Genomic DNA, 22494 nt, shown 5'->3' on the forward strand with positions numbered 1-22494 from the left:
AAATTGGCGTACTATACTGTCTTAAACGCTTTATAAGCGCGTTTCAGCTTGTGTAGGTAAAAACCTAGAAATGTTGTGAAGACATAAGGTGCGCATAGTGCAAAAAATTAAAAATAAGACGCCAACTACGTTGTTTTTTTGCTGTTTAATCTGCGCAGATGAAGATAACTGAATACCTTCAGTTTCATGATAAGGGGGCTGACGGAGTTTGTCAAGTAGGTTTTATGGCCTAGCGTCACGCGCTGGAATGACAATTTCGATTATTTCATACATTGACTTCGGTAAATCCAAATTATATTAGCTACATCTAACGAATTTTACACTTGCTAAGATTGCGCTATTTGAGTATCTTTAACTGAAAGAAGTTATTTTTTATCCAATATGAAAAAAGCCTTTATATTCACATCCTTAATAGCAGTTGTATTAATAGTCATTACTTTTTTGTATAAAAACAGCGGAACTGACAATTCACAAGTAGTGAATGTCTATTCATCGCGCAAAGAAGAATTAGTACGTACTTTATTTGATGAATTTACAAAAAATACAGGCATTAAAGTACGTTACATCATTGATGATTATTCTCAGCTACTTTCACGCATGGAAAATGGCGGTGAAGCTGACTTGCTTTTAACTGCAGATGCAGTGAACCTGATTTTGGCAAAAAAAAGAGGGCTTTTATCTCAAGTGGATTCAGAGATTTTAAAAAGTGTTATACCTGCAAAATTTAGAGATAGTGAAGATTATTGGTTTGGCCTTACAAAAAGAACCAGAATATTAGTTTATAATAAAGAGTCAGTAAATCCTAAAAACTTAAGTACTTATGAAGATTTAGCAAATGAAAAATGGAAAGGAAAAATATTAGTGCGTTCTTCTACAAGTCCATATAACCGGTCATTGATTGCTTTTATGATTGCAAATAATGGTTTTGAAAAGACGAAAGAATGGGTAAGTGGAATTGTGAGTAATATGGCAAGAAAACCAAGTGGTGGTGATACTGACCAAATTTATGCTGTAGCTGCTGGTGAAGGAGATGTTGCAATAGTAAATAGTTATTACTTTGCAAGAATTCTTTCATCAGAAAATAAAAAGAATGTTATAGACAAGCTAGGGGCTTTTTTTCCTAATCGCAATGATCACGGCGTAATGGTAAACATCAGTGGTGCAGCAGTAACAAAAAACGCAAAAAACAGGGAAAATGCTATAGTCTTATTGGAATTTTTAGTAAGCAAGCAGGCTCAAGAGCTATACGCTAAAAAAAACCAAGAATACCCTGTTATTGAAGGCGTTGAAACTTCCGATATACTAAAGTCTTGGGGAAATTATCCACAAAGTGATTTACCTCTAAGTGAACTTGAGAAGCATCTTCTTGAGGCTGTTATGATAGCGGATGAGTGTAAGTGGAAGTAATCCCCAGTGCCACTGAACACTGGGATGAAAGATTTATGCTAATGTACCTTACTCTTGACTCGCTGAACTTTTTCTTCCTTCTAACTTAATTTTGACTTTACTATCTTTTTCTGTTCTTTCACCAAAACAATTGCTGCACAAGAGGTCTATTGAAAAACAATAATAAGAAAGTAGAATAGGTTCAAGTAGTTGAAAAGGAAACTATGCACAAGAGAAGGAATTTGTTAAACATCTCAGACCTTACAGTCGATGATGTAGAAAATATAACTAAGTTGGCTAACCAGTACCTTAAAAAAGAAGCTGCAAATAGTCATATCTTGGAAAATAAGACAGTAATAAATTTATTCTTTGAAGATTCAACGCGTACACTTGCGTCTTTTGAAATAGCAGCAAAAAGCCTTGGAGCAAATGTTGTAACTTTGCCAATAAGATCTTCTTCTATTAACAAGGGAGAAGATCTAAAAGACATGATCAAAACATTAAATGCAATGAATCCTGACTATATAATAATCAGGCAAAAAAATAGCGGTATTGTTAATATGCTGGCTAAGAATGTTAGCTGCTCGCTAATCAACGCAGGCGATGGAAGCAGTGAACACCCAACTCAAGCTCTTGCAGATTATCTTGTAATCAGCAGTCATAAAAAGCAAATAAAGGATCTCAAAGTTGTGATATGTGGAGACATTCTGCACAGTAGAGTTGCAAGGTCAAATATAAGGTTGCTAAAAATGTTTGGAGCAGAGATAAGCTTGGTCGCACCACCAACTTTGATTTGTAAGCATTTTCCTGAAGTAGATTCAGTCCATTATTCATTAATTGAAGGTATAAAGGATGCTGATGTAATCATGCTTTTAAGACTGCAGAAAGAGCGCATGAATAATAGTTGTTTTGTTCCTTCAGAGAAAGAATATTTTCATTTGTATGGACTTGATTCACAAAAGCTATCATACGCAAAACCAGATGCGATTGTTATGCACCCAGGGCCAATAAATAGAGGGATTGAGATTAGCAGCGATGTAGCAGATTGTGTTATTTTACAGCAAGTAGAATTTGGATTGGCAATACGTAAGGCAGTGCTGCACTATTATAGGCCTTGTTAATATTAAAAGATGCTACACAACTAATGCGAAAGAAGGGTTTTTTCATGAAATGACGAGAATGGTTTGAGAATGGCCATTAAGATGTTAAGGCCGAGGATATAGTGTGGAAGTTTTTACGAAAGCCTGAAGTCAATCAACAACCTTGCAGAACGGCAAATTAGACGGCTATCGTAAAAACAGCTTTTTCACCTGGTTGGAACGTGGGGAAAGGTTCGTGGAAGAATGTTGTCGATATTTTTGACATCACGTCTCAATGGCCAAAATCCCTTCCAAAAGTTACGACTGCTTAGTTCTTTATTCATTCTCACAATCCGTGAACGGTTACTTGTTTTTAGCGTTAAGCAGCAAAATTAATAATTTGAGAATTTTCCTGAAAAAACTTACCATAAACTGGTCACAATTTTCTGTGAAAGACAGATATAGAAAGACTAGAGTATCCACCTTAAGTTCATTGAATTTTCTTACCTTTGCTTCTTAACTTGACGCGTATAGTTTATTTAACGCTCCCTAAGTTCGCCATTGCCTGAACGGATACAATTATTTTAACTATAAAAGCGTTTTACTTTTTGCTCAGCATATCCATCATAACTGGCTTACTTTTAGTGATTCATGGAGTTAAAAAAGTCAGCATTGCTCTTTGTTAAAAGTAGTTTGTCACGTAAAAATTCCATTGCTTCAACAGATCCCATAGGATTGAGTATTCTACGCAACACCCATATTTTATTTAGTATAGCCTTATCAACTAATAGCTCTTCCTTCCTTGTTCCGGATTTTGTAATGTCAATAGCTGGAAATATACGTTTATCAGAAAGTTTTCTATCAAGTATAATCTCAGCGTTTCCTGTACCTTTAAACTCTTCAAAAATAACCTCATCCATTTTTGAACCAGTGTCTATAAGAGCTGTAGCAATGATTGTCAAAGAACCACCATTTTCAATATTACGAGCCGCTCCAAAAAAACGCTTGGGTCTCTGCAGTGCATTTGAATCCACACCACCAGTTAGAACTTTCCCAGACGAAGGAATAACAGCGTTATAAGCACGTGCAAGTCTAGTAATATTGTCAAGTAGGATTACCACATCTTTTTTATGCTCAACCATTCTTTTAGCTTTTTCTATTACTATTTCAGCAAGCTGTACGTGACGGTAAGCAGGCTCATCAAACGTAGAACTCACTACCTCACCTTTTACAGAACGTATCATATCTGTTACTTCTTCAGGTCTTTCATCTATAAGTAACACTATTAATTCTATTTCAGGGTGATTTATAGCTATAGAGTTAGCCATTTGCTGAAGCAATACAGTTTTTCCTGTGCGAGGTGGAGCAACTACTAACGCTCTTTGCCCTTTTCCAAGAGGAGCTACTATATCTATAGCACGCATGCTTAAGCCTTTTTTATCATCACCACTATTACACTCAAGTACTATGCTTTCCTCAGGATAAAGAGGAAGCAAATTATCAAAATGGACGTACTTTCTTAATTCACTGACTTCAGTAGAGTTTATACTTTGAACCTTAGTTAAAGTAAAATATCTTTCTTTATCACCAGGTGGCCTTATTTCTCCACATGCCATATCTCCTGTACGTAAATTAAACTTCTTTATTTGCCCGTTAGAAATATAAACATCATCGGTACTTGGAGCATAATTTGCACTTGCTGAACGTAAGAAACCGAAACCATCAGGCAATATTTCCACTATTCCACTCCCTGTGGTTATGCCTCCTTCTTCGCTCATTTTCTTCATTAAGCTGAATATCATTTCCTGCTTTAGCATTCTACCATTGCTTTTACCGTTAGTTGAAATTTTTCTTTCTTCAGCTAACTCTAACAATTCTTCTGCTGTTTTCTCTTTTAATTCGCTCAGATCTAATGTTTTTCTGTTTTTCTCAGTACCTTCATTGACCATCTGTTTTACTGTATCGTTATTGTGAATTTGCTCACTTTTTTCAGGTTGAGCTGTAACCTTTCCTTTTGCCAAAACATCTTCATTGATTGTTGTCATGATCCTCCAAAAATTTTAATTGATGCTTACTAACCTAAAATGTGACTATAAGATAATAAATTAGGCTGAGCTAGTTTTAGTGCGTATTAAGCTTAATTATTATTAAACCCCGTACTTTACTTACATTATACTAATAAACACTAGCAAGTCAAGTTAATTTAATGTTAACAAAGCACAAAAATTTGAGGATTTTCAATAGCTATTCTTTATATTTTTTAACCTTTCTTGCTTCTCTTCTTCTACTTTTGCTTTTTCCACTTCTGCTTCTAAATTTTCTTGACTACATAAGCCAAGTAGTACAGGATCTTGGGGTTTTATATTTTGCATGTTATGATGAGATCCATCTCTTACTTGCTCAACTGTGTAATTTGTTGTACTAATTAATTTAGCTATAACGTTATTATCCAAGATAGGAAATTTTTTTACTAAATAATAAATCGCATCAGGTTTATCTCTACGCCTTGCCGTAGAGGCAAAGCCAAGAATGCTACCAATCGCTTTACTCCTTTTTTTTATATTTTTTATAATCAAATTTGGTACACGGTTTGAATTTTTTTTGCAATCATCGATTTCTTTTTCAGTAATTACCCCAGAAATAATAGGGTTATATTTTTCAACTTCTATTTCCTCATCAGCTATGTCTTGTACTTCTTCAAGGGCCAACCTACAGCATTGTGCTATTTGATTAAAAGTTAAACCAGTGTTGTCTACTAACCAAGCAGCTATTTGCATTAGAAACTGTTTATTTCTATCGTTATTGCCCTTAGAAGATTCCATTGACATCAAAAAAGCATCTCCCATTTAAAGTATCCCTTACTGTTATACAGAGCTAAAATATAAGCTATTAAAACTAAAAAAGCATTAATTTTGTCATTCAATGACTTTTTGTTTGTCACTTCCCACCTCTTAAGTTAATTAAATGCGCTTACGTTTAAGCATATTTCAAACGATTCAAAAAAATATTTTCCCTTCTTAAGGTATAGTATAACTTAGTCAAACATATGTTTCTATTTAAGAAAAGAGTTAAATTTTAAGTTAATATATTGTAATATTATATATATTGGCTAATAAAGCAACAGGTTTACAAGAATTAAATTATCACTATTCTATAATTAACCATTAATTAACTGAGTTTAAAATGAATGTTAAAAATTTTTTCACTAAAGTAACCGTTGTCCTTTTAGCTTGCTTATTAGTCTTCATGGGAATTGGCAACCTTTTATCAGGTGATGATGAAAAAGAAGAGGTAGCTAGGGTTGGAAAAGAAGTTATAACGTCAGATGAGTATAAATCACTATATCAAAATTATGAAAAGCAAATTTCTGGATCTGATGCGAGTAGAGAACAAGTAAAAAAGCTGAAATATGATTTGCTTAACGCACTTATAGAGCAAAAACTATTGTTTAACCTAATTAGTGAGCTGGGGTTGACAGTTGGAGAAGAGTCTATAAAAAACCATATTAAAAATACCAAATACTTTCAAAATGATAAAGGCGAATTTGACAAAAATAAATTCCATGAAACGCTAAATGAACTGCATATGACAGAGAAAGAGTATATAGCAAAGCTAGAGAAAGTTCTGCCTGCAATGATGTTCATGACTTCGTTATTTAAAGATAATTATCCGGTAACTTTTGGCGAGAGAGTTGATGAGCAGATATACAAAAGTCGCTACCAAACTAGAGTGGTTGATATTGTTAAAATAACTGAAGATGCAGTTACAAACATTCCTGAACCAGATGATCAAGCATTACTTGATTTGTACGAAAGAAATAAATCCCATTTTTATTATCCTGAGTATCGAACTGCGCAATATATTTCCCTAGGCCAAAAGTATTTTGAAGATCAAATCAAGATCTCAGATGAAGAAGTTGATGGTATAATAGAACAACAGGAACTAAAAGATCAAAGAGATGTATTCAATGTAATATTTTCTACCAAAGAAGAAGCTGAGACAGCAAGAAGAGCATTTGAGGAGGGTAAAACAAGCTTTGAACAGATAGTAGGAGAGTTTGGCAAAGCAAAACTTGAGGAAACTAGAGTAAATAATATAACTAAGGATTTTTTACCAGAAGACGTGAGGGAAAAGGTATTTGCTCTCAAAGTAGGTGAAGTAAGTGAAGTTTTAGCAAGCAGTTTTGGTTGGCATATAATAAAAGTGGAAAGTGCGCATCAAATCTCTGATGAAGACTTAGTTGATTTAAAAAAAGACATAAAGTCAGTTCTAACTAACCAAAAGTCTTTTGAAAGAGTCAATGATTTCATAAACCAAGTGAACTATAAGATATACAATGGTTCAGAAATTGAAGAAATATTGAGTGAATATAATTTACCTATACAAACTATTGGTCCAGTAGATGCGAGTGGAAAAGATCAAAGCGGTAATAACGTAGGAGATTCTGGTGATTTGATTTCTTTCATTTTTTCGCGAGAAAAGGATCAGAAAGGTTATTTCAAGGGCGTTGGGGACGCTGTTGTTAGTGTAAAAATCATTGATATCGTTCCACCAAAATTGCAAAGTTTTGAAGAAGGCAGGGCATTAGCGGTAGAGCTTTGGTGTAGTGAGTTTATAAAAGAAAGAATGTTTAAAATTGGGCAAGAGGTTGCAGTTCAACTAAGAGAAAAAACAGATTTGGAAGAAATTCAAGGTGTGGAATTAGTTAAAGGTCAGCAGATGCAACGCAATGAAGTGGATCAACAAAACTACCCCTTTTCTTTTGTAGAAGAGATTTTCAATATGAAAACAACTGGTTCAGTGACAGACCCTATTCAATACAATAATGAAATTATAATAGGTGTTCTAAAAGAAATGCATTCATCAAATGGTAAATTAAACACGCTTGACACCGGAAAACGTGTGATGATATCGCTAAAAGAGCAATTAATTAGCTATCTGGAATCAAAGTATAAAGTCGAAGTTAATCACGCTATACTTGATGATATATAGTCAAAAATCTTATAAGTTGCTTCAAACGCATCCAGTGCCGAGACACACAACTGTACGAACATTGCGATTTGAGAGCAATCTTCACTAGGAAGGATGTCATCCCAGTCTGGGATCCAGGAATTTTATTAAGTATAAAAGTAGCCGTTTTATGTTAAAATACAACGTTTTAATGATTATGAAAAGGCTGGATTCCAGACTGGAATGACACCATTTGCTGTGCAATTTACCTTCAAAAATGAATGTTCGTATAGCTGTGCGCCCGGCGCTGCCCTACATTATTGGTAATTATATTATAAGGTGCAAAAGTTGTATAATTCATTTGACTTAAAACGGCTCATTGTATAAAATTGTGACTAATATATGAATAAAGGTTAACATGGTAGTTAAAATAAGGTTGGCAAGGTTTGGCGCAAAGAAACGCCCTTTTTATAGGATAGTTGTAGCTGATTCACGAGCACCAAGAGATGGGCGTTTTATTGAGAAAATAGGACAATATGATCCAATGTTACCAAAAGACAATAAAAATCGTGTTGTGGTGAAGGCTGATAGATTAAAACATTGGCTAAGCGTAGGCGCGCAAGCAACTGAAAGAGTACTATGGTTCATTAAAAAAGGCATAGTAACTTTAGAAACAGAACCAAAGAAAACAGAAAAGAAGAAAGTAGAGAACGAGAAAGCACAGGGACAAGAAGCATAAGTCTCTTTAAAATGCTAAATACTGATTTAACAAATAATGGTAAATTAGACGATGTCGTATCTTCTGATCTATCAGCTATGAAGGACTTTATCTTCAAAAATGTCAATGATGAAGGTGCTAAGCTTGCTACTGATATTATATCTCATCTTGTTAGTTCAGGTGGAAAAAAAATAAGGCCTAAACTAGTTTTTATTATATGTAAAATGCTAAACTATTCTGGGGAGGATAGGATCAACGTTGCTGCATCGGTAGAGTTTATACACAATGCTACTTTACTTCATGATGATGTGCTCGATGAAAGTGAGGCACGCCATGGAGTTAAAACAGCGAATAAGATTTGGGGAAATAAATCAAGCATTTTAGTTGGTGATCTATTGTTGACTCTAGCATTTAGATGGCTTATAGAGTGTGGAAATTTAAATATTCTCTCTATTTTATCTAAAGCATCGCATTTACTTGTGAAGGGTGAAATAAAGCAGATGACAACACGTTTTGACCCCCACACAGTCAGGGAAAATTATTTTGATATCATTGGAGAAAAGACAGCATCTTTATTTTCTGCATGCTGTGAAGCTGCATCTACAGTATCTGGTGCAACAAATGACGAAACAGAGAGGCTAAAGAATTTTGGTTTTAATTTTGGTATGGCATTTCAAATAGTTGATGATATGCTCGATTATACTGCTAATCAAGGCACTTCTGGAAAACAAGTCGGAAAAGACTTTTTCGAAGGTAAAGTCACCTTACCTGCTATTATAGCATACGAAAAGGGCAGTCCAGCAGAGCAAAAATTCTGGGAAAAATGCTTTTCTTCAGCTAGACACAATTTTGACCAAGCATTACACTATATTAATCACCATAATGCCATTCAGCTTTCTATGGAAAAAGCTAGATACTACATTAATATGGCACAAAATGATATTAGTACTTTTTCTGATTCTTTTTATAAAATTACTTTAATTGACTTTTTAAATGCGAGCATAGAAAGACAAATGTAGCTGGTGCTTGATATTTTCGAATTAATTGCTATATATTTATTAGATTCTTAAGGATAGTGATATGTCAGACAGCAGTAAAGAAAAAAAGAGGAAATTTGCCGATATGGTAAATAGGCAGAAAGGTGACGACCAACAAAGTGATAACCATAAGCAAACTGATGATTTAAATGAAGATCTCAATACATTAAAAGAACGTGCAGCTCAGCTTGAAGATCATTTACGCCGTGCTGTTGCAGATAATGAAAACGTCAAACGTATAATGCAAAAGCAAATTAGCGATGCAAGTGACTATGCAGTCACAAAATTTGCACGTGATATGATCGACTCGTGCGACAATTTAAAAAAAGTAATGGAAATTTTGAAAGACGGTGATCCTGTTCATGAGGGGATTAAAGTAGCTTATCAAAAAATTATAAATGATCTAAAAAAACATGGAATAGAGGAAGTAGATCCACTTGGTGAGCTTTTTGATAGTAATTTACACCAAGCTGTTGTGGAAAGAGAAGACAATGAAAAAGAGCCTGGCACTATTATAGAAGTACTACAGACTGGTTATACTATCAAAAATAGGTTGCTCCGTCCTGCAATGGTTATTCTTTCTAAGAAATCTGCTGATTGTGGAAGCGATTAGCATGAGGTAAATGTATAATGACAAGTATTGTCTTTTCAGGTATCCAGCCAAGTGGCGTACTACATTTAGGTAATTATCTTGGTGCAATCAAACAGTGGATAGACTTACAGCATAAATACAAATCTCTTTTTTGTATTGTCGACCTACATGCAATCACAGCAAATAAGCTTCCCGCAAGTGAATTAAAAAGTAATATTTTCAAAACAGCAGCAGCTTATATTGCATGTGGAATAGATCCAGAAAAGTCCATTATTTTTAATCAGTCCACGGTTAGTGGTCATGCAGAACTGGGCTGGCTGCTTGGGTGCTATACACCAATTGGTTGGCTTAATCGCATGACTCAATTTAAAGATAAAGCTGGCGGCGATAAACAAAAAGCCTCTCTTGGATTATATAGTTATCCAGTACTTATGGCTGCAGATATATTGTTGTATCAAACTAAATACGTTCCTGTTGGTGATGATCAAAAACAGCATTTGGAGCTTGCACGTGATATTGCATCAGCTTTTAACAATCATTATAAACTGGATTATTTCATCGTACCTGAAATCTTAACTTTGGATTGCACATCAAGAATAATGAGCTTAAGAGATGGCACAAGCAAGATGAGTAAATCTGACCCTTCAGAATATTCGTGCATTAACCTTGATGATACGGATGATTTAATTGTCAAAAAAATAGAAAAAGCAAAAACAGATTCAATTCTAGGCTTTGATTTTGCTACTTTAGAGTGCCGACCAGAAATAAGCAATTTGATAAACATTTATTCAGTGCTTAGTAATGTAAATGCGGAAAAAGTATGTGAAGAAGTGAACAAACATGACATGAAGCACTTCAAAAAAGAGTTAGCTGATTTAATTATCAGTGTTATATCACCCATACGTGAGAGAATGAATGATCTTTTAAAAGACCAATTCCATTTACGTGAAATATTAAAAAAAGGTACAAAGAAAGCAGCAGAAATTGCAACCCATAATATAAAAGAAATCAAGGATATTATTGGATTTGCTCAATAGACCTCTTGCATAACCTAAGGAATCAATTCAAAATTGTAAAAACAGGCAATAAGGAAATGTTCAAAAAAGTGTGTCAAACCGCATTTTTAACTCAACTCAATTTTCAATCTACCAGGAAAGAAAATATCAAGTTGAGATATAGTTAAAGCCCAATTAGGATAGTCCAATTTTGCTCTGCCTTTTTTATAGCACAATATACCTGTTTGTACAAGCTAGTAAATGAGCCCTTAGTTTTAGTGAATTTTCTAATCTGTCTATGCAGTCCCTCAATAGGGTTGGTAGTATAAATTAGCCTCACGCGAACTTTAATTTTTATATTCCTTCATTAGCATAATATAATTTTGTGCTGATTGTGTAATATGTTTAATTTCTTCATTCGACATTTTTTTGAAGAACTTTGCTGGCCTGCCAGCCCATATTTCCCCACTTTTTATTACTTTTCCATGTGTCACTAGCGAGCCAGCAGCTACCATAGCTTCAGGCTCCACAACTGCATGGTCCATCACGGTAGAGCCCATACCAATAAACGCTTTATCATGCACCATACATGCATGCAACATACAAAAATGTCCCACTGTTACCATATTGCCAATAGTTGTATCACCACCTGGGTTTCTATCCACATGAATTACCGTTCCATCTTGAATATTTGTTCCATCACCTATTTTTATTGATCCAACGTCCCCTCTGACCACACAATTAAACCAGATGCTCGCATCTTTTCCTATTTCAACCTTGCCTATGATATGCGAACCACCTGCGATGAAAGCACTTTCGTCTATTTTTGGTTCATAATCTTTGTATTTTAAAATGTGATACATATTAAGCCCACAGTTTTATGCATATGCTAACCAAAATAAGGTAGGCAGTAAATACATACTTAGATTCCAAGCTACTTGGGTGACAGATGTTCTTGACTTATGCACTTTATGCTCCTAAAATTTTTATTTTCAGCTCTATCTATAATGTCAGTAGCGGTATTAAGTATATTTCAAGTAATATTGGTTGTTATGTTAGTAATTTTAGTGCTCTTGCAGCCGCCTGAGAGTAGTTCGTTAAGTGGTTTTAGTAATACACAACAGGGAGTCAATTCGATGATTCCGGTAAAATCTTCTGAAAACCCGCTCAGCAGAATAACGGCTATTGTTGCTGGATTGTTTATTATAAACACATTGCTATTGTCAGGATTATATTCAAAAGACGTACATAAAAAATCGATTGCAGAGAAAATTATATTAGAAAAAAAGCAAGAAAGTGAACCTACTTCTGTTCCATTTGAAAATTAATGAAGGAAGCTAAATTTATCTTTGTCACAGGTGGAGTTGTGTCATCGCTTGGTAAAGGCTTAGTTGCTTCAAGCGTTGGTGCGCTTCTTCAAGCTTACGGTTTTAAGATCCGTATCAGAAAACTTGACCCGTATCTCAACATTGATCCTGGGACAATGAACCCAACTCAGCACGGAGAGGTGTTTGTTACCGAGGATGGTGCTGAAACTGATTTGGATCTTGGGCATTATGAGCGTTTTACTGGAATTAAAGCAACAAAAGATGACAATATAACAACTGGTAAGATATATCATGAGTTGTTGAAGAAAGAGAGGCGTGGTGATTATCTGGGCAAAACTGTGCAAGTCATTCCTCATGTGACAGATTTAATCAAATCGTTCATTTTTAATGGTACGGAAGGTTTAGATTTTGTAATATGTGAAATAGGCGGAACTGTAGGTGACATTGAAAGCCAACCATTTTTGGAGGCTATACGCCAAGTTAACTACACATTAGGAAAACAAAGAGTTATCCTTATTCACTTAACTTTAATACCATATCTTACCGCAGCGCAAGAATTAAAGACAAAACCAACGCAGCATTCAGTTCGAGAGTTAAATTCCGCGGGGTTACAACCAGATATTATATTATGCCGCAGTGAGAAAGAAATTTTCGATAATCAGAGAGAGAAAATAGCTAAGCTTTGCAATGTTTCTTTGTCCAATGTGATACCTGCTCCTGATGTGAGTCATATATATGAGTTACCGGTGTTGTATAGCCAATGTGGGCTTGATACGCAAATTTTGGAGCACTTTCATTTAAGTGAGCCAAAACCAAGCTTGATTGAATGGGATCAAATAGTGCATTCCATAAGGCACCCAACACAGGAAGTTACTGTGTCTATAGTGGGAAAATACACCGAATTCCCTGATGCGTATAAATCACTAGTTGAAGCATTAAATCATGGTGCGATTAGTAATAAAGTCAAAGTAAAGATAAATTGGGTTAACTCAAGAGAGAAGGAAGAAAAACCTATAAATGAAAAGCTTATAGGGGAGAAGTTACAGAATTCTCATGCAATTCTTGTCCCAGGGGGGTTTGGTGATGACGGAGTAGAGAATAAAATATTAGCAATAAATTATGCCCGTACAAATAATATCCCATTTTTCGGAATTTGCCTTGGTATGCAGCTTGCAATTATTGAGTTTGCTCGTAATGTTGTTAAGCTTGAAGATGCACACTCTGAAGAATTTCATAACTGTAAACATCCAATCGTTAAGTTAGCTGGCGATCAAGATGACGATCTTGGTGGAACCATGAGACTTGGGGCATACAAATGTAATATAAATGCAAGCTCTAAAATGATGGATGCATATAGTAACACTACTATTTCAGAAAGACACAGACATAGATACATAATCAATTCAGATTATAAAGATGATTTGGAAAAAAATGGGCTGCTATGCAGTGGCATATCAGAAGATGGAACATGTATAGAGGCAGTGGAGTTAGAGAGTCATCCGTGGTTTATTGGTGTGCAGTTTCATCCAGAGTTTCAATCAAAGCCGTTTTCTCCTCATCCTCTTTTTATATCGTTTATTAAGGCAGCAGTTAATAAAATTTAAAAAAAGAAGATTAGCAAAGGAAAGTGTTCAAGTATCAATATATGGAGCTTGCCATAGAGCAAGCCAAACTTGCTCAAAAAAATGATGAGGTTCCCATAGGTGCCGTAATAGTTAGTGGAAGCAATGTCGTTTCTTCTGCACACAACATATCCAACGATCCAACTGCACATGCAGAGATGTTAGCGATCAAGCAGGCATGTGAGTTGCTCTCAACTTCAACGCTTTATGATTCTGACATATACGTAACATTAGAACCATGTCCGATGTGTGCTCAAGCTATTTCCTTTGCCAGGATTAAACGATTGTACTTTGGAGCTTATAATCCAAAAGGTGGAGGAATTGAAAATGGTGCTAAGATATTTCAATTTTGCAGCCATATACCTGAAGTTTATGGTGGGATATTAGAAACAGAATGCTCTTTTTTGTTAAAGGATTTTTTTGAGAAACTGAGAGACATTTGACAAACCGTCATGCTACTTGTTTTCCGATACAAATTCGTCATCCCGCTACGTATTAGCGGGATCTATGCTAGGAGATACCGTGACGGTATGACGGTTAAGTAATTCGTCATTCCAGCGTGTGACGCACAACTATACAAACATTGTCCCACCAGCAGGGTGTCATGCAAGTAGCTGACACATAGCTGTACGAACATTCATTTTTGAAGGTAAATTGCACAGCAAATGGTGTCATCCCAGTGCCCAGACACTGGGATCCAGAAATTTTGCTTATAACTGAGCTGATGAGCTAAAGGTAGTTGTCTTACGCTAAAACAAACGTTTTTAATTAAGTTGCATAGAAGCTGGATCCCAGTGTCTGGGCACTTTAGACAATGTTACAAAAAATAATATCATAGAATTCAATAGGATAATCCCTAGAGAATTACTCATCTACAAAAAGGCAAATCGTGTTAATGCTGTTTAGATGTAAAAGATAAGCTAAATCTTTACATGGAATTTAAAACAGTAGAATACCTTTGATTGAAAGAAAGTACCAACTTTATGGGGTGAGCAACTGCAACTACTACCACTAAATCAATAAATCTTAATAGGGGAAAACATTATGAAAACGTCAAAACTGACATTAGTATGTGATATATATGAGTTAACAGATAAAGATAGAAAGAATATACAAAAACTAGCAAGAAAAATAGAAGAAGGGGAAGGTGTTGCCGAAAAGTTCAAAAATGGAATATTCAAAAAGTCCAGCTATAACGCAAGCACGATTCTTTTAGCAAAAATAACTTACGAGTATCATGGTAGAGAGGAGACGTTGTCACTACTACATTATGCTATAAGTCATAAAAATAATCAAGCTGTAAAAGATCTTTTAGAAGAAGCCAAAAAACAAAAACTATTAAAGGAAGTTCTGAATGAAGAGATGACCACAAAACATTCAGATGGTCGGGAAGAAATTCATACAATACTTACAGATGCTATATCACGTAGAGACAATGACATGATTAGAGCAGTGTTAAAGATCTCTGAGGAAAATGGTATTTTGAAAGATATTCTAAAAAAGAGAATAATTATAAAACATTCAAATAGCAAGGAAATGACTTACACCCCATTCACCTATGCTGAAGCGTGTGAAAATAGTGAAGCTGTAAGAGAACTGGGAAATATTCTTAATAAGAGAGCAACCCAGCAGCCCACTGTTGTAACAGCCAAAACTACTACAGCTAGAAGTGAAAAAGTGCTTCAAGATACTATCGGTAATATCGAGGCACCGGCTAACGCATATGAAAATAATAATGAAAGTAGTCTTGAAGAATCTATAGAACATAAATATCTTGAGCCATGCGAAAATAGTAATGAAAGTAATACAATAGCTATAGAGCACATCGCTGCTTCAATAGAAAAGCTCGATAATACTGGAATATGCGAAAAAAATGAAACTGCTGTAACAGAAACTGACATACAAGAGCCAAATGCTTCCAACAGCCTTTCTTCTGCTGCATGTTTTGATAATGGATCTAGCAAAGAAAATACTGCAGACAAAAAAGAAAAACCATCAATGCAACAAAGACGAGCAATCTTGGCTGGTAGTGTTGGTGCGGCATTACTAGTCTGTGGTATTGTAGCTTGTATATTGAAAATGTATGCCATAGCGGTGATTGGGGGAATAGTTGGATTAGCGTGTATAGGTTTTGCACTGTACAATTCGTTCAAGCCAAATACCAAGCTCGAGAAAGTGAGAGATGTAGAACAGCCAATTATTGAATCTTCTTTAAACCCAATATAAATCAAAAAAAATGGTCATAATCATCAAGTAAATTTTTTAAAAAAGTAAAATGAGATAATTTCTTTGGAAGAATCTATAAATCATTAACTTATAGCCCTTCTCATAATAATCCAAATTAGGTAAGATACGGATTCATGGCTATGGTGGAAGTCAGTAGGCAAGCAGCGTATAGTGATCGGATTATTGTGAAAAGAGCTATACTATAAAACGTCTCAACTTTCTCTCCACTTTTTCTGGGTAAGGTCACTTAAGTGATAACCTTTGATTATTCATTATTAATGATAGCCCTAGCAATACTAACAACAAACCAACTAGTAAAAACATTATATCAATCGTAATAAAATTGGTTAACAATGCACCAATTAAAGGAGATATAATCATGAAAAAGTTTTGAATAGATTCACTGAATGCAGAAACTGAGCCTATTATATTTTGTTCAACTTCCGTCTGTAATAGAATAGCGTATGGTATATTAATAAGTGCTCCTGTTATCCCAAATAAAAGCCATATTAATACATAAAAATATACAGACAAATTTATCTGATAAAAAGCCAATAACCCTAAAAGCAATAATAATAACCCACCAAAGATTTGCCCTGCAGAAATTAATGCAATATATCTAAAACGGGCAATATAAGTAGTAACTATTACTGAACCAACAACACTACCTACTCCAATAGCACTTATTGCTATTGCATATATTGATGCATTAAAATTCATGAATTTGTTTAAAACTATTATATAAAAATCGAATACAAATATTATGGCAAATCTTAATGCACTGTTAATAATAACAACATTTAAAAGTTTATTATTTTTAATTGTATTGCCCACATTTATCAGCTTCTTATATATAAAAGACAATTTACTAACCTTATTATTAGTTAATTTTGTTTCTGTAAATTCCACAGGTAAGCTAATAGCTTTAATAAAGCATGCAGATACTAAAAAAGTGAAGGCATTAACAATAAACAGAAAATCTATATCACAATATAAGATCAACAAACCGCCGAATGCAGGACCAATAATTTTTGCAAATTGGTTCGAGGTATGCAAAAAACCTGATGCTCTTGGCAATAAATCATTAAGAACCATTACTTTTAATGCTATTTGTCTAGAAGGTAAGAAAAAACAACGGCATATTCCCTCTAAGAATAGTAGTAACAAAATTATCTTATAATGATAAGCTGAAAAATACAAAATAATAGATAAAGCTGCTCGAAAAACATCAGAATAAATCAAAATAGGTATTGGATTTTTATTATCTACTGATACTCCTATAATTGAACCAAAAAAGACGCTTGGAGCTGCCATAGCAATCTCAACAATAGCGAGCATTTGTGATGGTAAGCCAATATCATAGATGAATAATGAGGCAATAATGGGTATTATCATCCAATCACCTAAACTGGAAATAAAATCGGCAATAAGTAAGTTGACGTAGTTAGCATTACCGATCAAACGATGGGAGTGTTAAATAAACTGTGTCAAACCGAAAAAAAAGTAATAAATTGATATAAAAAAATGGAGGTTTGACAATGAGTCAGAAAGTAGTAAACAGAACTACCGGTTTGGTAGATTATAAAGAATTAGAAACAAATATCCTGTCGTCTATACGAGAAGGAAGACCGTTGACAGGAAGAGATGGAGCATTAACACCGTTTATAAAAAAGTTGCTGGAGGTAAGCCTGGAAGGTGAAATAGAAAACCACTTGTCGGCTGAAAGCGAAGAGAATAATCGAAGAAATGGGAGGAATGCAAAGACTTTACGTACAAGCGCAGGGTCATTTGAGCTTTTGACGCCAAGAGATAGGGAAGGAAGTTTCGAACCACAAATAGTCAAAAAAAGGCAAACAAACTTACATCCAGAGCTTGAAACGAAGATTTTGAGCACATTTGCCAGTGGTATGGGCTATAGAGATATAGTGTCACATGTTGAGGAAATTTATGATCACAAAATATCGGCGGCAGAGATATCAAGTATTACTGACAAATTGCTACCAGTAATCAACGAATGGCGTAGTCGCCCGCTGCAGTCTGTATATCCGATAGTTTTCATGGTTTTTTAAAGTCAAAGAGGACGGGCATTGCGTAAGTAAATGCATGTATAACATATTAGGCATAGATCAAAATGGCAAAAAAGAAGTATTAGGTTTTTATTTGGCTGAAAGTGAAGGAGCTAACTTCTGGTTGGGAGTGCTAAATGACCTCAAAGAAAGAGGAGTAGAAGATATCCTTATTGCCTGCGTTGATGGGCTGAAAAGCTTTCCTGCAGCTATAAACAGTGTCTTTCCTAATGCGGAAGTGCAGATGTGTATAGTGCATCAGATACGCAACTCACTGAAGTATGTGGCCAGTAAAGATGCGAAGAGTTTTTTGAGCGATTTAAAGAAGGTATATCAAGCTTCAAGCAAGGAAATTGCCGAGAATTATCTGTTGGAATTGGATGAAAAATGGGGCACAAAGTACCCTATGGTTATAAAATCTTGGCAGAATAATTGGGAAAACTTGTCTGGTTATTTTAAGTATTCTGGTCCAGTTAGGAGGATAATCTACACCACCAATCCCATAGAGGGGCTACATAGGCAAATTAGGAAATTCACTAAGACCAAAGGCTCATTTACCAGCATAAATGCCTTGTATAAGCAGGTATATTGTGCTATAAAGAAGGCAGAGGAAAAGTGGACGATGCCTGTACATGATTGGGCATTAACTATCTCTCAACTTGATGTTTTCTTTCCTGGCAAATTGAAAATTGAGTTGAACTAAAAATGCGGTTTGACACAGTTTATTTAACACTCCCAAAATTCCTTAAGCTATTAACTTGATAGCACCATCCATTTTACTCTATAGTACGGCTTGTTGTTTGTTCTGAGTTTGAGACTCTGCTTATTCTTTCACACCAACTCTCTTCTGTTTTTCCATTAGATTGACTCATTGCTTCAGAACGCATCAATTTTCCAGACCTTTCAAAATATCCCTGTTCAATAGCATCGTATACTAAATACCCACCAAATGAGCAATTCTTACCTAATTCTTCTTTACAATTTTTGAACTTTTCCAGTATTTCCTTTTTATTACTCACTTCTACTATTATTTTATCTTGCTTGCCAGGGTATAAATTAACTTCTAATTCCCCTAAACTAGTATAGAAAGTTAACACTATATTGCTATTGTCCGCAAGATCAGTGTAATGCCTTATGCCATTTGCCGTTATAATTTCTACCTCACTTTTACCGATCTTTATTATATCTCTTCCGTATTCTATTTCTCCTTGAGTTAGTCCTAAACTCCTTGCTCCATCTGTAATCTTCGCAACATCTATTTTACTGTCCTCTGAGTATTCTAAGTAAAAAGTAGAATTATCCATTTTTGCATTTTTTACCTTACCATTATGCGCACTTTCAACAATTTCCATAAACTTCTGAATACGATTAACATGATCTGTATAAGCTTTTTTCATATTGGTTTTATGGTCTTTAAACTCTGATTCCAATGCATTAATTACTTCCATACTATCTTTGTTATAAAGCACTGCTCCTTTTGATACTAATTTACATATTATATCACTAGCAACTTTAGGATCCTTTTTTAATTCACTAATTCTTTTTATCACATAATCTGTTAAATTATATTCAGGTCCACATCTAAGTACATGATACCCCAATACATATTTCCCAGTAGCCTCATCTTGCAAAATTTTTTGTTGAGGAAAATTAAACCTTACCCCAAATTTTATGGCTTCATCTACAACTTCTTCTAGTTTACCCATATTTTGAACTTGAGACACCATATCAAAGAATTTACCTAGCATTTTCTGTTGGTATGGTGTTAAATTATTCCATAAAGTCTTAGATTCGTGCAAACATCCTTCGCTACTACCACATCCTTTAATATGACATATATCCCTTTCATAGTTAGTTGCTCCTGCTTCTAAAAGTAAGTTTTCTATTTCGCTGCTATCACCAAAATGATCTCTGGCACGTCTAAGTACTTCCGACTGTCCGTGTGGATTTCGAGTATTTAAGGCCATCTTTAGATCTTGATTATTTCTGTGCTTGTCTAAGAACTCTTTCAGGTTTTTAGTAACTTCAATATTGTAATCTGACCAATCAATACTACGAACGCCACGTCCTTTAATTATCCCATGCAACTCGTTTGTTAACCGATATTGATTGTCAGTGATAAGGTGCAGTTCACCATCGTTTTTACGATTATCAACCGCAATTAGCAGTGGGATTTTTCCTTGTTTATCAAGTATATCGCGTTTAGCTCCGTTTTCTAGGAGCAAATCTATATTTTTGCTATTACCAGAATGAGCAGCATAATGCAAAGGTGTCTTCCCCTTAATATCCTGTGTGTTAGGATCAACTCCTGCTTTTATGAGAGAAGATATGCAATCAGACCAAATAGCAGCATAATGTAAGGGTGTCTTCCCTCTATTATCCCTTATACTATGATTAGCCCCTGCTTTTAAGAGTAAACCCATTAATGCGTCATCACCTATACCTGATACCATATGAAACATCGTTGTTCCAGACTCTCCTCTTTTCAAGTTAAGAACAGTTTTTAGATCTTGATTATTCTTATTATCTCGTAAAAATTTCTCAAGTCTTTCAAAGCTTGCATCATGAAGCTTTAACTTTTCTTCATAAGAGCGATATTCGTCAGGATGCAAATAATCTTCTTCACAACAAAAATAACTTTCTATATCACTGTAAATGTAATCGCAATAGTGATGAAGAAATAGACAGTCGCTAAGAATAGTTAATAATTCTTCATCTAACTTCTTTTGATTTTCTGTTAAATCAGATACTTTAACAAATAATAGACGTACTAAATTATTTAAGTTACTTGCATATGAACTTTGAGTACCACCTGTTAAAACGTCACTACGGGACAGCTGTAAACATTCTTTTATTAACTCATATTTACTATCCAAGTGTAGCTTTTTAGATTCCTGAGTACCTATCATTGATGCATTTACCTCTCTAACAACTATAAGGACATTATATGATACACATAAAAAACTAATGCAAGCATAATTTTTATAACTTTAGTATTTTTTAGAGAATTTATATTTTTTTCTTTCTATACCCATTTTACTTCAATAAACTTCACTGGCATTGGTACGCTTTCTTTTGAATTTGCTACATGGATTTCTTTTACCTATCTACTCTATAAATGGTTGTGCAACAAAGCTGAATTTACATAAACAAAATCTTTGGTTTACTTTTATTATAGGAATAGTTAATTTAAAGGACGGTTCGTAAGAAATTTGTGGAAGGGCAATATCTATGAAAAAATTTAATCTCAGCAAAAATCAGAGACATTATATAGGGTTTAAAGTACAAACTAGAAGTTTATTAATCTTATCACTTTTGATACTAAATAGTAGTTTCACATATGCTGACAGAACAGTTATATCTTCATGTGATAAAGTACCTTCAGGTTATAATGGTAAGGTTTTTAGGATTAAGACTGATTACCCAACTGAAATTAGTAATGCAAAAAACCCGTGGGAATATATATCATTTAAAGAGGAACCACAAAAATACGCTTACACAATTTTAAAATACATATATGACGGAAATATTAACTGTGATTTTGATTTACATTGTAATAAGGTCGCTAATTGGTATCATGCACCATGGATGCATTATGGGATAACTGGTAGAGAATTTGTTAATGGTTTAACAAGAGAAAGATCCTTTAAGTCTGGTGAATTACACAGCAATCAAAAATCTATGCTACAGAATTGGGCAATTTCTATTGTTAATGAGCGAGGAGCTTATACATATGGACGGGTATGGCAAGATATAAACAATCCTGATATTACTAAAGGTAAATTCTTAGATGGTACAGTAAGTGCAAAATTAGTATTTACAGAAGCAAAACAGAACGATATTCCAACTCTTAAAAACAGTATCTCTTGGACTAGCTATATTAATCAATCTGAAAAAGGAACTCCAAAGGTATTTAAGCAACTGAGATTATTTCAAATTGACTTTTTAGTCAAAGATAAGAGATCAGAAGAAACAGGATGGGTTGCAGGTACGTTTATTTATGATTGTACCATAAATAATAAAAATCCATGGTTGAATATGAAGTTAATGGGTATTGCTTGGGGTAACGACACTAATTATTTTACGGCAGATTATATAATCGGAAAAAGGTTATTAGAATGTTGGATAAATCCCGATGTGATGAAAAGTTCTTTAGGATATTTAGGTAGACTTAATGGTCCAATAGATAATAAAAAATCTTCATGTTTGTCATGCCATAGTACAGCACAACATCCTGAGAAATCTTCATCAGTACCACCAGAGCATGCAAAGGAACAAGAAATAAAACATTGGTTTAGGAATCTAAAGGAAGAATCATTTGATGATGGAGCATTTAATTTTGATTATTCCAAGCAGTTAAGCCATGGCATTAGAAACTACTATAGTGCTAAAAAAGAAAATGATCCTATTGGGTGTAATGCCTTTAATTATAAAGATATCACTCAAACTCCAATCAACTAATACAGTTTATGGCTTATTTATAATGGTCTTTTAA

The 22494-nt window shown here is 34.5% G+C and carries 16 protein-coding genes and 4 pseudogenes; 14 read left to right on the forward strand and 6 right to left on the reverse strand.

Features of this window, described 5'->3' with window-relative positions; genetic code table 11:
• Positions 1-381: 381 nt before the first annotated feature.
• The 3 genes and pseudogenes from ACFZP3_RS07555 to ACFZP3_RS07565 all read left to right on the forward strand — a co-directional run.
• Entirely contained in the window at positions 382-1407 is a 1026-nt protein-coding gene (locus tag ACFZP3_RS07555; protein ID WP_253307261.1) for an extracellular solute-binding protein, read from the forward strand.
• Positions 1408-1610: 203 nt separating this feature from the next.
• The gene (locus ACFZP3_RS07560) at positions 1611-2507 is read left to right on the forward strand and encodes an aspartate carbamoyltransferase catalytic subunit (protein WP_253307260.1); all 897 of its coding nucleotides are present in this window, start codon (positions 1611-1613) and stop codon (positions 2505-2507) included.
• 325 nt (positions 2508-2832) lie between these two features.
• Positions 2833-2985: pseudogene (locus ACFZP3_RS07565) on the forward strand (IS4 family transposase); the annotation flags it as partial.
• Between the two features lie 121 nt (positions 2986-3106).
• On the opposite strand, the gene rho reads toward ACFZP3_RS07565, so the two are convergent.
• The gene (rho, locus tag ACFZP3_RS07570; protein ID WP_264328936.1) at positions 3107-4510 is read right to left on the reverse strand and encodes a transcription termination factor Rho; all 1404 of its coding nucleotides are present in this window, start codon (positions 4508-4510) and stop codon (positions 3107-3109) included.
• A 192-nt stretch (positions 4511-4702) separates the two neighbouring features.
• Positions 4703-5311: a cell cycle transcriptional regulator TrcR gene (locus ACFZP3_RS07575; protein WP_064124724.1), complete on the reverse strand. Its 609-nt coding sequence runs from the start codon at positions 5309-5311 to the stop codon at positions 4703-4705.
• A 334-nt stretch (positions 5312-5645) separates the two neighbouring features.
• On the opposite strand from ACFZP3_RS07575, the pseudogene ACFZP3_RS07580 reads away from it, so the two are divergent.
• From ACFZP3_RS07580 to trpS, 5 genes and pseudogenes are all read left to right on the forward strand, one after another.
• Positions 5646-7457, forward strand: a pseudogene (locus ACFZP3_RS07580) (SurA N-terminal domain-containing protein); the annotation flags it as partial.
• 376 nt (positions 7458-7833) lie between these two features.
• Positions 7834-8154, forward strand: a complete 321-nt coding sequence (gene rpsP / locus ACFZP3_RS07585) for a 30S ribosomal protein S16 (protein ID WP_253307256.1) — start codon at positions 7834-7836, stop codon at positions 8152-8154.
• An 11-nt stretch (positions 8155-8165) separates the two neighbouring features.
• Positions 8166-9152 (forward strand): polyprenyl synthetase family protein, encoded by a 987-nt coding sequence (locus ACFZP3_RS07590; protein ID WP_253307255.1) that lies wholly within the window; start codon positions 8166-8168, stop codon positions 9150-9152.
• A gap of 61 nt (positions 9153-9213) precedes the next feature.
• Positions 9214-9783: a nucleotide exchange factor GrpE gene (locus tag ACFZP3_RS07595; RefSeq protein ID WP_253307254.1), complete on the forward strand. Its 570-nt coding sequence runs from the start codon at positions 9214-9216 to the stop codon at positions 9781-9783.
• 17 nt (positions 9784-9800) lie between these two features.
• Positions 9801-10799 carry a tryptophan--tRNA ligase gene (gene trpS / locus ACFZP3_RS07600; RefSeq protein WP_264688393.1) on the forward strand — a complete coding sequence of 333 codons (999 nt, stop codon included), beginning with the start codon at positions 9801-9803 and terminating at the stop codon, positions 10797-10799.
• An 86-nt stretch (positions 10800-10885) separates the two neighbouring features.
• Here the strand turns inward: trpS and ACFZP3_RS07605 are convergent.
• A pseudogene (locus ACFZP3_RS07605) lies at positions 10886-11094 on the reverse strand (IS256 family transposase); the annotation flags it as partial.
• 10 nt (positions 11095-11104) lie between these two features.
• On the reverse strand, positions 11105-11620 hold the full coding sequence (locus ACFZP3_RS07610; RefSeq protein WP_253307252.1) for a gamma carbonic anhydrase family protein: 516 nt from the start codon (positions 11618-11620) through the stop codon (positions 11105-11107).
• Positions 11621-11764: 144 nt separating this feature from the next.
• On the opposite strand from ACFZP3_RS07610, the gene secG reads away from it, so the two are divergent.
• From secG to ACFZP3_RS07630, 4 genes are all read left to right on the forward strand, one after another.
• Entirely contained in the window at positions 11765-12085 is a 321-nt protein-coding gene (secG, locus tag ACFZP3_RS07615; protein ID WP_386086936.1) for a preprotein translocase subunit SecG, read from the forward strand.
• Entirely contained in the window at positions 12085-13689 is a 1605-nt protein-coding gene (locus ACFZP3_RS07620) for a CTP synthase (RefSeq protein WP_386086935.1), read from the forward strand. The genes secG and ACFZP3_RS07620 overlap by 1 nt, the downstream gene beginning before the upstream one ends.
• A gap of 41 nt (positions 13690-13730) precedes the next feature.
• On the forward strand, positions 13731-14150 hold the full coding sequence (locus ACFZP3_RS07625) for a nucleoside deaminase (RefSeq protein ID WP_253307249.1): 420 nt from the start codon (positions 13731-13733) through the stop codon (positions 14148-14150).
• Between the two features lie 601 nt (positions 14151-14751).
• The gene (locus ACFZP3_RS07630) at positions 14752-15933 is read left to right on the forward strand and encodes a hypothetical protein (RefSeq protein ID WP_265017585.1); all 1182 of its coding nucleotides are present in this window, start codon (positions 14752-14754) and stop codon (positions 15931-15933) included.
• A gap of 243 nt (positions 15934-16176) precedes the next feature.
• Here the strand turns inward: ACFZP3_RS07630 and ACFZP3_RS07635 are convergent, their stop codons facing one another.
• On the reverse strand, positions 16177-17394 hold the full coding sequence (locus ACFZP3_RS07635) for an MFS transporter (RefSeq protein ID WP_309166137.1): 1218 nt from the start codon (positions 17392-17394) through the stop codon (positions 16177-16179).
• Positions 17395-17471: 77 nt separating this feature from the next.
• Here ACFZP3_RS07635 and ACFZP3_RS07640 point away from each other — a divergent pair.
• A pseudogene (locus ACFZP3_RS07640) lies at positions 17472-18702 on the forward strand (IS256-like element ISWpi15 family transposase).
• Positions 18703-18775: 73 nt separating this feature from the next.
• Here ACFZP3_RS07640 and ACFZP3_RS07645 read toward each other — a convergent pair.
• Positions 18776-20908, reverse strand: a complete 2133-nt coding sequence (locus ACFZP3_RS07645; protein WP_386086934.1) for an ankyrin repeat domain-containing protein — start codon at positions 20906-20908, stop codon at positions 18776-18778.
• A 322-nt stretch (positions 20909-21230) separates the two neighbouring features.
• On the opposite strand from ACFZP3_RS07645, the gene ACFZP3_RS07650 reads away from it, so the two are divergent.
• The gene (locus ACFZP3_RS07650; RefSeq protein ID WP_386086933.1) at positions 21231-22460 is read left to right on the forward strand and encodes a hypothetical protein; all 1230 of its coding nucleotides are present in this window, start codon (positions 21231-21233) and stop codon (positions 22458-22460) included.
• The last annotated feature ends 34 nt before the right edge of the window (positions 22461-22494 follow it).

It is taken from the genome of Wolbachia endosymbiont (group A) of Norellia spinipes, from assembly GCF_964273535.1.

Coding starts and splice junctions, on each gene's coding strand:
- secG (WP_386086936.1), top strand. CDS start 11,765: ATGTCAGTAGCGGTATTAAGTATATTTCAAGTAATATTGGTTGTTATG.
- ACFZP3_RS07610 (WP_253307252.1), bottom strand. CDS start 11,620: ATGTATCACATTTTAAAATACAAAGATTATGAACCAAAAATAGACGAA.
- rho (WP_264328936.1), bottom strand. CDS start 4,510: ATGACAACAATCAATGAAGATGTTTTGGCAAAAGGAAAGGTTACAGCT.
- ACFZP3_RS07650 (WP_386086933.1), top strand. CDS start 21,231: ATGAAAAAATTTAATCTCAGCAAAAATCAGAGACATTATATAGGGTTT.
- ACFZP3_RS07555 (WP_253307261.1), top strand. CDS start 382: ATGAAAAAAGCCTTTATATTCACATCCTTAATAGCAGTTGTATTAATA.
- ACFZP3_RS07645 (WP_386086934.1), bottom strand. CDS start 20,908: ATGATAGGTACTCAGGAATCTAAAAAGCTACACTTGGATAGTAAATAT.
- ACFZP3_RS07620 (WP_386086935.1), top strand. CDS start 12,085: ATGAAGGAAGCTAAATTTATCTTTGTCACAGGTGGAGTTGTGTCATCG.
- ACFZP3_RS07590 (WP_253307255.1), top strand. CDS start 8,166: ATGCTAAATACTGATTTAACAAATAATGGTAAATTAGACGATGTCGTA.
- ACFZP3_RS07595 (WP_253307254.1), top strand. CDS start 9,214: ATGTCAGACAGCAGTAAAGAAAAAAAGAGGAAATTTGCCGATATGGTA.
- ACFZP3_RS07630 (WP_265017585.1), top strand. CDS start 14,752: ATGAAAACGTCAAAACTGACATTAGTATGTGATATATATGAGTTAACA.
- trpS (WP_264688393.1), top strand. CDS start 9,801: ATGACAAGTATTGTCTTTTCAGGTATCCAGCCAAGTGGCGTACTACAT.
- rpsP (WP_253307256.1), top strand. CDS start 7,834: ATGGTAGTTAAAATAAGGTTGGCAAGGTTTGGCGCAAAGAAACGCCCT.
- ACFZP3_RS07560 (WP_253307260.1), top strand. CDS start 1,611: ATGCACAAGAGAAGGAATTTGTTAAACATCTCAGACCTTACAGTCGAT.
- ACFZP3_RS07625 (WP_253307249.1), top strand. CDS start 13,731: ATGGAGCTTGCCATAGAGCAAGCCAAACTTGCTCAAAAAAATGATGAG.
- ACFZP3_RS07575 (WP_064124724.1), bottom strand. CDS start 5,311: ATGGGAGATGCTTTTTTGATGTCAATGGAATCTTCTAAGGGCAATAAC.